The organism is Chitinophaga caeni, assembly GCF_002557795.1.
Classification (GTDB): domain Bacteria; phylum Bacteroidota; class Bacteroidia; order Chitinophagales; family Chitinophagaceae; genus Chitinophaga; species Chitinophaga caeni.
The window spans coordinates 1,509,749-1,522,620 of sequence record NZ_CP023777.1; the positions used below are offsets into that span (position 1 = coordinate 1,509,749).

Below are 12,872 nucleotides of genomic sequence, written 5' to 3' on the forward strand. Positions count from 1 at the left end.
TTCCCGGGGAGAAATATTATTTTCAAAGATCAATTTCAAATAAAATAAAATCATGATACAATTACACCAAGTTTCCAAGCACTACCCGGTAGGTTTTGGGAAAAATGAAGTTTTAAAGAATGTTAATTTAACGATAAATGAAGGTGAATTTGTATCCATCATGGGGCCTTCCGGTTCAGGAAAATCAACATTATTGCATATATTGGGCCTATTGGAGGAACCATCCTCCGGGGAATATTTACTGGCTTCAGAACCCGTGCATAAGCTAAGTGAGAAAAAAAGGACGCAATTGCACCGTGATAGTATAGGCTTCGTGTTCCAGGCTTACCATTTGATCGACGAGTTAACTGTATATGAAAATATCGAAACCCCTTTGCTATATAAAAGCATCTCGTCAAACGAACGCAAAAGCAGGGTGGCCGATATTTTGGATCGTTTCAATATCGTAGCTAAGAAGGACTTGTTTCCCAGCCAACTTTCCGGGGGGCAACAACAGTTGGTAGGCATCGCCCGTGCCCTGGTGGCTCAGCCCAGGGTTATTTTTGCAGATGAGCCAACCGGGAACCTGCATTCAACCCAGGCCAAGGAAATCATGGAGTTGTTTAAAGAACTCAATATGAACGATGGTATCACGATTGTCCAGGTAACCCACTCGGATATAAACGCCCAGTACGGCAACCGTATTATAGAAATAAGCGACGGTATTATCCAAAAAAGTTAGCCACTAGGTTACTTTAAAGATATTTTGTCCATCAAAACACGGTTATATGATGTTTTGCATTAAATTCGTGTGGCAACTAGCCATACCTAATAGTAAATTACCATTTATCAATAAGGTAGAAAAGGTATCATATCAATTATTATATTTTTGTCAAATTATGAAATTAAGGATCCTGCCTAAAATACTGCTGCTTGCTTCCATATTGATAACCTCAATGAGTACTGTTTCCCACGCGCAGGAAAAATGGACTTTCGAGCAATGTGTACAGTATGCCTTAGAACATAACTTGACACTCAAGCAATCGGTGCTTGATAAGCGTATGGCCGAGCTCACGTTGAAGCAGAGCAGGCTATCGCAAATCCCTACGCTAAACGCTAGTATCGGTGGAACTTTCAATAATGGACGGAACATTAACCCGAATACGAACGTGGCCGAAAGTGTATCATTCTTCTCTACCAGCCCGAATCTCGGCGCCAGTATTGAATTATTTAACTGGTTCAGGGTGCGCAATACAATTGCGGCCAACCGTTACGAAGCAGAAGCCACCTACAAATTATTGGAGAAAGCTAAAAATGATATTGCTTTTAACATAGCCAATGCCTTCTTGCAAATTATCTTGGCCAATGAAACAATCAAGGTCAACCAATCGCAGGTAAAACAAACCCAAGCGCAATTGGATAATACTAAGAAGTTGGTAGCAGCAGGATCGGTTTCTGAAGCCAACCAAGCCGATATTGAGGCGCAATTGGCCCGCGATAGTTCATCATTGGTTACATCGAAAAATAATTATATCATCGCCGTATTGCAAATGAAAGCGATTCTCAATTTCGATTTTGAAACGCCTTTCGATGTGCAATTGCCAGCGGATATCAAGAATGTACCGCTGCTTTCTTTGGACCAGGTCGCTCCGGAAATGGTCTTCAGTTCCGCTTTGGCTAACCAACCGCAAACTGAAGTAGACAAACTACGCATTAAATCTGCGCAAAAAACTTTGAAAGCCGCCAGGGCTACGCTCTTACCGAGTTTGTTCCTGAGCGCCAACCTCAATACTGCGTACAATAACCAAACTACGCACCGGGTATTTACGGGTACTTCTTCGAAATTGCCCATCGGTTTAGTAGATATTAACAATCAAACGTATCAAACATATACGATAACAGAAGATTCTTATCAAGACAAAACCTCGATAGGTACACAGTTTGATAATAACTTCGGTCAGAATATCGGGGCATCCATCAGGATACCTATATTAAATGGTTGGCAAGCACGCGGACAAGTAGAAAACGCTAAATTACAGCTGGAAAATCGTAAGTTAACGTACGATATTAACACCCAGCAATTGCGCCAAGATGTATATACTGCTTATGCCAATGCCGAAGCTGCCCTTGATAAGTATAAGTCTGCCTTGAGAATCGAAGAGTCATCCGCGAAAGCATATGATTTTGCCACGAAGCGTTTCGATGTTGGATTGTTGAGCTCAATAGAATATATTACAGCACAAACGAACCTGTTTCAAGCGCAAACAGATCGGTTGTATGCCTTATACGACTATATTTTTAAAGTGAAATTACTAGAGTTTTACAGGGATCAGAAGATCACCTTGTAAGAGCTGCCTAGTGAAATACAATAACAGTTTATGAGAAAAAAGCTGATTTGGATCATTCCGTTATCACTCTTAGTATTATTTATCCTTTATTCTGTCCTGGTTCCCAAGGACAATTCTATAAAGGTCGCGGTAGACAAAGCTGAGACTAAGAATATCATCGAAGTGGTTTCTGTAACAGGTAAAATTTACCCCGAAACAGAGGTAAAAGTTAGTCCAGACGTTTCAGGTGAGATCGTGGATTTATATGTTCAAGAGGGTGATTCCGTAACGAAAGGTCAGCCATTGGCACGGATTTATGCTGATATATACGGTTCTGTAAGGGATAAGGCCGTTGCTGCATTGAGTCAATCCGAGGCCCAATTAGCAAATACCAACGCGGCATTAAATTCCTTTAAAGCAAAATTAACACAGGCTAAAGCCGCTTATGATCGTAATAAAACCTTATTGGATCAAAAGGTGATTTCCCGCTCCGAATTTGAAACTGTAGAAGCAACATACCGCTCTGCCGAAGCAGATTACAAGGCTGCCCAGCAACAAATAGAAAGTAACAGGTTTGCCGTGGCCAGCGCCCAGGCAAATCTTACAGAAGCTAATAAGAATCTTAGTAGAACTACGATTAATGCCCCTATGGGTGGTATTATTTCCTTACTTCCGGTGAAAAAAGGAGAGCGCGTAGTAGGTACAGGACAAATGGCCGGTACCGAGATGATGCGCATCGCGGATATGAGTGTTATGGAAGTGCAGGTGGATGTAGGTGAAAATGATATTCCTAAAATCAAATATGGGGATACCGCCTTAATCGAGGTAGATGCATACAATAACCGCAAGTTTAAAGGCATTGTAACGCAGATCGCCAGCTCCAGTAAAGACTTGGCTTCTTCCACAAGCACCACTAGCTCAGCAGATCAAGTAACGAATTACATCGTGCATGTAAGGGTGTTGCCTTCATCTTATGAGGATTTGTTGGATCCTAAAAATTCCAGGTCCTGGCCTTTAAGACCCGGGATGAGTGCTAATGTAGATATTCAAACGAAGCGTGTACATGATGTTTTAGCAGTTCCTATCAATTCTGTTACCACGCGGAGCTTATCCGATAGCCTGAAAGCCAATAAGAAAGCAGATGCATCGATGGCGCCCAAAGCCGATAGCGATGAACCGCAAAAGGCAAAAGATGATAAGGAAGTAGTGTTCGTTATTCAAGCGGACAATACCGTGAAAGCGGTACCTGTAGTTACTGGCATCCAAGATGATAACTTCATTGAAATTAAAACCGGTTTAAAAGCCGGTGATCAAGTGGTGAGTGCTCCTTACCCGGCCATCTCCAGGACGCTTCAGTCCGGCTCGAAAATCAAGGTGGTACCGAAAGATCAACTCTTTGAACCGACCAAGTAATCGTTATCAAACAAAATACTAGATCGATCCCCGTTGTATTTAGGCAACGGGGATTTTTTGTTAATGGAAGTTATTCTCTCAACTTATTCATTGAAATTGAGGCTAATTGCTTGTCTTATTGACTGAAACTTTCCCCAAGATTTTTCTATTTACATCCATCACGGGGAAGACTCCTCCAGGGTAACTCGGGGGTACCATAATGTTGACGAATGTTCTCTCGATGTTCGTGCCCTAAATCCTGCCCCTATTGTTTTACGCCTTAATTATTTGTGTACATTTCCAATTTTTGATTCACGGATTGCTTTTTCTGCCCGGATAACCGGTATTGATGTTTGATTTTATATTACATTGCATCAAATTCCTGGTTTATAAACAGATATGGGAAATCAAATTGGAATCTTGGGAAGCGGTAGCTGGTCTACTGCTTTGGCCAAAATCTTAACAGATAACGGGCATAATATTCATTGGTGGATTCGTAATGTGGACACTATACGGCATCTTGAAAATCGCCGTCATAATAAACATTACCTGGCCTCGGTTTATTTTGATACGCAGCTATTACATCCTAACCCGGATGTATACGAAGTTGTTAGTAATTGCGATATCATCATCTTATCTGTGCCGTCCGCTTTTTTGAAAGATGTATTAGCCCCTTTGCCGAAAGATATTTTCAAAGGTAAAAAGGTGATCTCTGCTATAAAAGGGCTCGTATCACCCGAAAATATCCTGATCAATGAATACTTGGAAACGGAATTCAACCTGCCGTTGGAAAGGTATTTTACCATTACTGGACCTTGCCACGCCGAGGAGGTTGCGAATGAAAAGCTATCCTACCTTACATTTAGCGGTACTTCCTTGGAAGAAGCGCAAATAATGGCAGATTATTTTAGTAATGATTATTTGCAAACGATCGCGAATACAGATGTTTTAGGGGTACAGTACGCGGCAGTCCTTAAAAATATTTATGCTTTGGGCGCCGGTATTGCGCATGGTTTGGAATATGGCGATAACTTCTTGAGTGTTTACATTACTAACTGCTTCCGGGAAATGCAGGCTTTCCTCGAAAAATTCGAACAGTTAAATACCCCTTACGATGAAGACCCGGCTGTACATAACTATAATGCCAGTGCTTACCTGGGAGATTTATTAGTGACCTGCTATTCTCTACATAGCCGTAATAGGACTTTTGGGAACATGATCGGTAAAGGCTACAGCGTTAAAGCTGCCCAGCTCGAACTAAACATGGTTGCGGAAGGTTATTACGCTTGTAAATCAATTTACGGTGTAAATGAACAAGTTGGCGCCGTTATGCCGATTGCCCAAGCGGTATATGCCATTTTATGGGAACAGGTTAAAGCCGAAGAAGCATTCCTATCCCTCGAAAAAGGATTTATTTAGGGAAATGAAATTTTAAATAAAGAGTTCAGCCGCGATGCCATCTGCAAAAAACTTGCCTTCCCGGCTGAGCTTCAACACTTGTCCTTCCTCTATAACCCAGCCCTTGTAAATAAATTCCTTGCTAGCAGTAGCGATTATCAACCTTTCTTTTTCACCGAAATACAGCGCGACCTTTTCCAGGTCGCATCCCTTGGCGGTTCTTAAGGAAGTCATGACATATTCGTTCAATTTCATAGCCGGGCTTAGTATTTCCTGCTCAAATGGAACCAGGTTTTTGTGCAAAGATTGCATGTACAACTGGTTATTGGCTATATTCCATTGCCGGCTGTTACCATCGAAAGAATGCGCGGAAGGCCCGAGGCCCAGGTAAGGAACGCCTTCCCAGTAATTACTATTATGCCTGGAATGCATTCCGGGCAATGAGAAGTTCGATATTTCGTAATGTTCGTAGCCCGCTTCTTCCGTCCATTGCATCAAAGATTCAAAATGCATGGCTGCTTTATCGGGATCGATAGCAGGAATTTTTTTCTTGTTAATAAAATGATCTAAAGCTGTACCAGGCTCAACTGTTAAGGCATAACAAGATAGGTGCGGAACCCCGAGCGAAATAGCTTGGTCTACATTTTGCTGCCAAGCATCGTCCGTGAGTGTCGGGCCGCCGTATATTAAGTCTATGCTGATATTGTCGAAGCCGGCATCTTGAGCATCTAAGATACATTGCTTACTTTGTAGGGCATTGTGTGCGCGGTTCATCCACCGGAGATCTTCTTCGAAGAAAGATTGGATGCCGATGCTAAACCTGTTGATGCCGCAGTCTTTTAGGACTTTTAGTTTTTGTGGATGGAGATCGTCGGGGTTGGCTTCCAGGGTAATTTCAGGCCTTTTTTCAACAGGGAAATGCTTGTATATACTGTTGAGTAAACCCAAGATTTCCGGGCCTTCCAATAAACTGGGCGTTCCCCCGCCGAAATAAATTGTTTGTATGGGTTGGTTTTGAAGGTATGATTTCCTCAGTTCCAATTCCCGCAAGATGGACGCTACCATCTCTTCCCGGTAATAGGTGGTGGTGGAGAAATGAAAATTACAGTAGTGACAAGCCTTACGGCAAAAAGGAATATGAAGGTAAATACCGGCCATCGGGTTGAAATAAAAAATCGAAATAATATATTTGCAAAGCTCGGAAATAGGTAAGAGTTTTGCTTAAATTTTGGAATCAGCCTACTTGCTAAAATTTTTTATGTTGCGAATTTGGATCCTTTTAATCATTATCTTTTCTTCTCTTGGTAGCTATGCCCAGGTAGATACTACCCGTCGAGAAAAGCAAACATCAGCTCCCGCTACACTAAAACAAGCGGCTGTTCCGCAAGTTTCCAAAGGTAAAACAGATTCTTCGCATCGCAATCCACCCCGGCAACAAAGTCAAAGCCCCGAAGTGCGAAGCCAAGCCCGGCAGCAAACTGGGATCACAAAATTATCCTACAATAAAGATAAAGATACTGACAGGAAAGATAAAGATACTGACAGGGTCGATTCGCCCCTGGTAGCCCAAAGATCGGCTTACTTAGTATTACTTGACTCCTTGGAGGCACATAACCGGTATTTTATTCATTCTAAGGAAACAGCCCTTAACGATATCAACAGGCTTCGGCAAGATCAGCAAGACGATTGGCTGGTATACGTAATTGCCGGGGTATTATTGATCTTGGGCATTTTCCGGGTATCGTATATCAAGTTTTTCAGTGATTTGTTCCGGGCTTTTTTTAATCCCACCCTGAGCCAGCGGCAACTAAAAGATCAATTATCCCAATCGCCGTTCCCGAACTTTTTATTGAATATTTTCTTTGTCATATCCCTGGGCCTGTATTTATACTTGCTAATGAACCGGCTGGATTATGTTAAGAACGAGATTAAATGGATGTTGATCCCCGGGTTGATGCTGTTGGTCGCTTTGATTTACTTTATAAAGTATGTTGTTTTAAGGTTCTCCGGTTGGTTGTTTGGTAGCATGGAGCTAACAGACTCCTATATATTTATACTTTATTTGATAAACAAAGTATTGGGTGTTATCCTGGTTCCTTTCTTAGTAGTCCTCGCGTTCTGTAATCCGGAGCTAGCTAAGGTGGGTATATACATATCATTATTCTTAATTGTGTTGTTAGTTGGTTATAGGTATGTTAGATCATATTCCCTAGTAAAACAGTACCTGTCGTTCAGTAAATTGCATTTTTTTCTTTACCTTTGCACATTCGAAGTAATGCCGGTTTTGATTATCATCAAGGTGTTACTGAAGATAGTTAACGGGTAAAATTTGGAACCGGTTTACCAAAAATTAGTTAACAAGAGCAAATAAAAGTATGATAAAAGGCGGGCCAAAAAAAGAAATGCAAGTGAAACAACAAATGTCAATCCTTATTTCCCAACCTAAGCCTGAAACTGAAAAATCCCCTTACTTCGACTTAGCGAAGAAATTCAACGTACGGTTAGATTTTCAACCTTTTATTAGGGTAGAAGGTGTTTCGGGAAAAGAATTCAGGAAGCAAAAGATCGACATTTTATCTCACTCTGCGGTTATTTTTACTAGTAGGAATTCTGTAGACCACTTTTTTAGGGTTTGCGAAGAGCTGAAATTAAAAGTTTCCCAGGACTGTAAGTACTTCTGTATCACGGAAGCGATTGCATTGTACCTTCAGAAGTTTATTCTCTACAGGAAAAGAAAAGTGTTTTACGGTGCCGATGGTTCTACTAAGAGCTTGTTGGAAGTAATGAACAAGCACCGCGAAAATGAGAAATTCTTATTCCCTTGTTCCGATAGCCAAAAAAAGGATATCGAGGAATGGTTGAAAAGCAATAAGTGCGATTATGCCACTGCCACGCTTTACCGCACCGTTTCTAATGATGTAAAGGAATTGTTGACCAAGAACAGCTATGATATTATCGTGTTCTTCAGTCCTTACGGCGTACGTTCCCTCTTCGAGAATATTCCCAAATTCAAACAGAACGGTACTCATATTGCGGCTTTCGGACCAACTACTTCCGCCACGGTTGAAGAATTTGGTCTACGCTTGGATGTCAAAGCTCCTTCGCCGCAAGCGCCATCCATGGTGGCTGCTTTGGAGAAATATCTCGTAGAGATGAGCACAAAAAAATAATTCGAAAAGATCAATAAAATAAACTTATTTTGATAGGCAGTCGTTATAATAATGACTGTCTATTTTTTTTTAATAAAGTATTGCCTTCAAGACCGGTGTTGCTAAAATAAATTTCCTATAACCATGCGGGAATATTCCAATCATTTAATACATGAAACAAGTCCTTACCTGTTGCAGCATGCCCATAACCCGGTAGAATGGTATCCTTGGGGAGAAGCAGCGCTGGAAAGGGCAAAACAAGAGAATAAGCCTATCTTGGTAAGTATCGGTTATGCCGCATGCCATTGGTGCCATGTAATGGAAAGGGAAAGCTTTGAAGACGAGGCCACGGCCCGGATTATGAATGAGCATTTCATTAATATAAAAATTGATCGTGAAGAGCGGCCGGACCTGGATCATATCTATATGGATGCAGTACAGGCCATGAGCGGTTCCGGGGGATGGCCCCTGAATGTATTCTTATTGCCAGATAAAAAGCCGTTTTACGGCGGAACATATTTTCCTCCTGTAAAAGCTTATAAGCGGCCATCTTGGCAAGAAGTACTACTGGCTATTAACGATGCATTTCATAACCGCAGAACTGATATCGAACAGCAAGCAGCGACCCTCGTTGAGCACCTCGCCCAATCCAATCAATTCGGCATGCAAGCCCAGCCTAAATTGGATCTGAAATTACCGCTGGAAGAACTTTTTACGAAATCCCAATTGGATACTATTGCTCAAAACATCTTAGCACAATCAGACAATACCTGGGGGGGCTTTGGGAAAGCACCTAAATTTCCCGGAACATTTAACATTCAATACTTATTGAAATATTATCATGTTTACGGGGATGAGGCAGCACTGAAACAAGCATTACTCAGTCTTGATAAAATGCTCCAGGGCGGGATATACGACCAGTTAGGGGGAGGTTTTGCACGCTATTCTACTGATGAACAGTGGTTGGCTCCACATTTTGAGAAGATGTTGTACGATAATGCCTTGTTAGTAGATGTACTTTGCGATGCTTATCAAATGACCGGCAACCAGGTCTATGCCGATACGGTCGCGCATACATTACAATTTGTTCAACGGGAGATGACATCGCTCGAAGGACTATTTTATGCCGCGCTGGATGCCGATTCTGAAGGTGTTGAAGGGAAGTTTTATACCTGGCAAAAAGCGGAAGTTGAGGCCGTATTAGGTGATGCGGCCGGTATATTCTGCGAGTATTACGGGGTGACGGAAGGAGGGAATTGGGAAGAAACCAATATCTTATGGGTACAAGAGCCATTGGAAGCTTTCGCGAAAAGCAGGGCGCTGGATCCCGAAACAACGGCCAACAGCCTGGCGGAAAGCAGGGCCAAGATGCTAAAAGCCAGGGAAGAGCGGGTTCGGCCGGGCTTGGATGATAAAGCAATCCTATCTTGGAATGCATTAATGATTCATGCTTATTGTAAAGCTTATGCGAGCCTTGGGATTGACGCATATAGACAAGCGGCTATTACAGCAGCAGATGCTATTTGGGCATATTTTAAGCAAGGCGGCGAGGAAGGCATGTTGTTATACCATACCTTTAAAAACGGCCAGGCAAAATACCCTGCATTTTTGGATGATTATGCTTATTTTGTACGCTCACTCATTGCATTACAAGAAGTTACGGGAAGCTTAGAATATTTAAATAAAGCAACACAATTGACGGAGCATATCAACCGTTTATTTGTTGACGAGCAAGGTATATACTATTATTACACGGCAGAGCGGCAGGAAGACGTAATTGTTCGGAAAAAAGAGATCTACGACGGGGCTACCCCTAGCGGGAATGCTATCATGGCCCAAAACCTTCTCTATTTATCTATTGTATTTGATAATAAGCAGTACCGTGACCAGGCCATAGGCATGATTTCGCGCCTATCCCAGACAATAACCAGGTATCCTACATCGTTTGGGATATGGGCAAATTTGATGTTACAACTGTTAGACGGCACCCGGGAGATTGCGGTAGTTGGGAAGGATTATAAACTGCGGATGCAGGAAGCCCACCAATATTTTATCCCCTTCAAAGTCTTGATAGGGGCTGATTCAGACCAGAAATCGATTCCCTTGCTGGAAGGTCGGGAGGTGCCTGGCGATACCCTGGTATACCTGTGTAAAGATTATCATTGCATTAAACCTGTTCATTATATAAAAGAAATTATTAATTTAATATAGGAATTTGTAACTTGCGATACGGTTTAGAGAATTTTGGCGAGATGATATAATAAAATGTTAAAATTATCGTTTTAATACGTTACCGAGCTTTCCTTTTTCAAGCTGAAAAAGTTGGCTAAAAAGTAACTACGGATTAAAAATAATTATTACATTTGCTATCTTTCATATCATCAACCAGAGTGAGGAGAGTGACTAAAGAGTGCTGCGGGCAGGCAAATGCATCTGGCCGGATTATAGAAAAACATATTCTAATGAAAGTCACCCTTATGAAGCTTAATTTTTTGAAAGGGATGTTGGCTATACTTTTAGTGATTCTTGCAGGTTGTGGTGGTGGAAAAAAAGCCCCCAAAAATGCGCAAGGCCAATTAATTGGTGTCAGTCCAAGACCTAAGTATACGCCTCCCGTACCTATCGGAATGGTGTACGTGCCTTCTGGAACTTTCCATATGGGACCCAGCGATGAAGACGTGAACTATGCTTTTACAGCTAGGAACAAAGCGATCTCCATCTCTGGCTTTTACATGGATGCTACTGAAATCACGAACAACGAGTACCGACAATTTGTAGAATGGGTTAGAGATTCTATTGCTCATATCCTGTTGGGGCATGTAACCAACGTGGATGGCCAGGATTTTATCGACTGGAAACAGAAGATTAACTGGAAGGATCCTGCTACGATTGAGCAATTGGATGCGTTGATTTATGCAGCCGACGACCGTTTGTACGGCCGTAAAGAGGTGGATATCCGCAAGTTGAAATACCATGCGGAAACATTCAACTTTGATAAGGCTAAGTTGTTGGAAAACAAGGACAAACCCCGTTCTTCTTTCATTGAGAAAAAAGATGTGGCCATATATCCTGATACATTATGCTGGATACGTGACTTCTCTTATGCATATAACGAACCGATGACCCGTATGTATTTTTGGCATCCGGCATTCGATAATTACCCGGTGGTGGGCGTAAATTGGCACCAAGCCAATGCCTTCTGTGAATGGCGCAGCCGTTTCTGGGAAGATTATAGAAGGAGCAAGGGCTTGTTTACCGAGGATAAATTCCAATTGCCTTCGGAAGCGCAGTGGGAATATGCTGCCAGGGGTGGCCGCGAACAAGCGCCTTATCCTTGGGGTGGTGTTTACATCCGCAACAAGAACGGTTGCTTGTTAGCAAACTTTAAGCCGGGCAGGGGTAACTACCCTGATGATGGCGGTTTCTATACCGTTAGGGCGGATGCTTACTTCCCGAACGATTACGGATTGTACAATATGGCCGGAAACGTGGCAGAATGGACACAAGACGTATTCTATCAAAATGCTTACTCGTTTACTTCCGATATGAACCCTTATTTAAGGAAAGATATTAAGGATACAGATCCTCCAAAGATGAAACGCAAGGTAGTTAGAGGTGGTTCATGGAAAGATATCGGGTATTTCTTGCAGAATGGAACACGGTCCTACGAGTATCAAGACAGCGCCAAATCTTACATCGGCTTCCGTTGTACGATCGCGTTCTTGAGCCGCTCTAGGAATGATTTTAGTCGTCATTGATAAAGTATTAGACCAATAGCCATATTAATTGAATGCATGGTTGGCAACAAAGAGCTCCTATTTAATCTATATCATAATTTTTAACCTTTAAATCACTAGTTTTTAAAAAACTAAAATTTTGACCTATGGCTATGAATCCTAAATCAGCGAAATGGCTTAATTTCTTCGTGTGTATCGCGGCAGCTGTCGTGATCGTGGGTGCGATGTTTAAATTGATGCACTGGCCTCTTGCCGGCCATATGCTTGTAGTAGGTTTGTCTACTGAAGCATTGGTATTCTTGGTATATGCCTTTGTACCGGATGGAAGTGCGCCTGCGCCTGCTGCACCTGCATATACTGGTTCCCCGGCTGTTGCTGGCTTGGATCAGATGTTGCAAGAGGCAGATATTACGCCTACAAATCTGAAAAGATTAAGCGAAAATTTCTCAAAACTGGGTTCTACTGTAGATAAAATGAAAGACATCAGCGATGTGGTAGCCGTTACCGGCGATTACACCGCCAAAACTAAAGAAGCGGCCAATGCAATCGGTTCTTTAACACAAACCTATGCAAATGCTGCTGCAGCAGTGTCTACATTTAATTCTGCATCAGAATCTACCCGCAACTTCCACGAGCAAGTACAGTCAATGACAAAAAACATGGCTTCTTTGAATGCCATTTATGAATTGGAATTGCAAGATACTAATAACCACCTCAAAGCGATGAATGGCTTCTACAGTAACTTGTTGAAGGCTTCTGAAGCAATGACCGGTAGCGTGGATGATGCTAAGAAAACGCAAGAACAAATTTCACAGTTGGCTAAAAACTTGAGTAATTTGAATACCGTTTACGGTAATATGTTGACTGCAATGCAAGGTAAATAGTACATA

The 12,872-nt window shown here is 42.0% G+C and carries 10 protein-coding genes; 9 read left to right on the plus strand and 1 reads right to left on the minus strand.

From position 1 onward, the window contains the following. The first annotated feature begins 52 nt into the window (after positions 1–52). The 4 genes from COR50_RS06370 (at position 53) to COR50_RS06385 (ending at position 5,117) form a co-directional block, all read left to right on the plus strand. Entirely contained in the window at positions 53–721 is a 669-nt protein-coding gene (locus COR50_RS06370; RefSeq protein ID WP_098193220.1) for an ABC transporter ATP-binding protein, read from the plus strand. A 157-nt stretch (positions 722–878) separates the two neighbouring features. Then, positions 879–2,327 (plus strand): TolC family protein, encoded by a 1,449-nt coding sequence (locus COR50_RS06375; RefSeq protein ID WP_198405790.1) that lies wholly within the window; start codon positions 879–881, stop codon positions 2,325–2,327. Between the two features lie 30 nt (positions 2,328–2,357). After that, complete coding sequence (locus tag COR50_RS06380; RefSeq protein ID WP_098193222.1) at positions 2,358–3,719, plus strand: efflux RND transporter periplasmic adaptor subunit; 1,362 nt, start codon at positions 2,358–2,360, stop codon at positions 3,717–3,719. A 378-nt stretch (positions 3,720–4,097) separates the two neighbouring features. Continuing rightward, the gene (locus tag COR50_RS06385; RefSeq protein WP_098193223.1) at positions 4,098–5,117 is read left to right on the plus strand and encodes an NAD(P)H-dependent glycerol-3-phosphate dehydrogenase; all 1,020 of its coding nucleotides are present in this window, start codon (positions 4,098–4,100) and stop codon (positions 5,115–5,117) included. 12 nt (positions 5,118–5,129) lie between these two features. On the opposite strand, the gene hemW is transcribed toward COR50_RS06385, so the two are convergent. Continuing rightward, positions 5,130–6,254: a radical SAM family heme chaperone HemW gene (gene hemW, locus COR50_RS06390; RefSeq protein WP_098193224.1), complete on the minus strand. Its 1,125-nt coding sequence runs from the start codon at positions 6,252–6,254 to the stop codon at positions 5,130–5,132. Positions 6,255–6,354: 100 nt separating this feature from the next. Here hemW and COR50_RS06395 point away from each other — a divergent pair, with 100 nt between their 5' ends. The 5 genes from COR50_RS06395 to porL all read left to right on the plus strand — a co-directional run bounded on the left by COR50_RS06395 (position 6,355) and on the right by porL (position 12,866). Beyond that, positions 6,355–7,422, plus strand: coding sequence for a DUF4271 domain-containing protein (locus COR50_RS06395; RefSeq protein WP_098193225.1), 1,068 nt, complete (start codon positions 6,355–6,357; stop codon positions 7,420–7,422). A 76-nt stretch (positions 7,423–7,498) separates the two neighbouring features. After that, positions 7,499–8,266 carry a uroporphyrinogen-III synthase gene (locus tag COR50_RS06400; RefSeq protein ID WP_098196116.1) on the plus strand — a complete coding sequence of 256 codons (768 nt, stop codon included), beginning with the start codon at positions 7,499–7,501 and terminating at the stop codon, positions 8,264–8,266. Positions 8,267–8,389: 123 nt separating this feature from the next. Next, on the plus strand, positions 8,390–10,456 hold the full coding sequence (locus COR50_RS06405; RefSeq protein WP_098193226.1) for a thioredoxin domain-containing protein: 2,067 nt from the start codon (positions 8,390–8,392) through the stop codon (positions 10,454–10,456). Positions 10,457–10,722: 266 nt separating this feature from the next. Further along, complete coding sequence (porK, locus tag COR50_RS06410; RefSeq protein WP_098196117.1) at positions 10,723–12,003, plus strand: T9SS ring complex lipoprotein PorK/GldK; 1,281 nt, start codon at positions 10,723–10,725, stop codon at positions 12,001–12,003. Positions 12,004–12,128: 125 nt separating this feature from the next. Beyond that, on the plus strand, positions 12,129–12,866 hold the full coding sequence (porL, locus tag COR50_RS06415; protein ID WP_098193227.1) for a type IX secretion system motor protein PorL/GldL: 738 nt from the start codon (positions 12,129–12,131) through the stop codon (positions 12,864–12,866). The last annotated feature ends 6 nt before the right edge of the window (positions 12,867–12,872 follow it).

Coding starts and splice junctions, on each gene's coding strand:
- hemW (WP_098193224.1), bottom strand. CDS start 6,254: ATGGCCGGTATTTACCTTCATATTCCTTTTTGCCGTAAGGCTTGTCAC.
- COR50_RS06405 (WP_098193226.1), top strand. CDS start 8,390: ATGCGGGAATATTCCAATCATTTAATACATGAAACAAGTCCTTACCTG.
- COR50_RS06385 (WP_098193223.1), top strand. CDS start 4,098: ATGGGAAATCAAATTGGAATCTTGGGAAGCGGTAGCTGGTCTACTGCT.
- COR50_RS06380 (WP_098193222.1), top strand. CDS start 2,358: ATGAGAAAAAAGCTGATTTGGATCATTCCGTTATCACTCTTAGTATTA.
- COR50_RS06375 (WP_198405790.1), top strand. CDS start 879: ATGAAATTAAGGATCCTGCCTAAAATACTGCTGCTTGCTTCCATATTG.
- COR50_RS06395 (WP_098193225.1), top strand. CDS start 6,355: ATGTTGCGAATTTGGATCCTTTTAATCATTATCTTTTCTTCTCTTGGT.
- COR50_RS06400 (WP_098196116.1), top strand. CDS start 7,499: ATGCAAGTGAAACAACAAATGTCAATCCTTATTTCCCAACCTAAGCCT.
- COR50_RS06370 (WP_098193220.1), top strand. CDS start 53: ATGATACAATTACACCAAGTTTCCAAGCACTACCCGGTAGGTTTTGGG.
- porK (WP_098196117.1), top strand. CDS start 10,723: ATGAAGCTTAATTTTTTGAAAGGGATGTTGGCTATACTTTTAGTGATT.
- porL (WP_098193227.1), top strand. CDS start 12,129: ATGGCTATGAATCCTAAATCAGCGAAATGGCTTAATTTCTTCGTGTGT.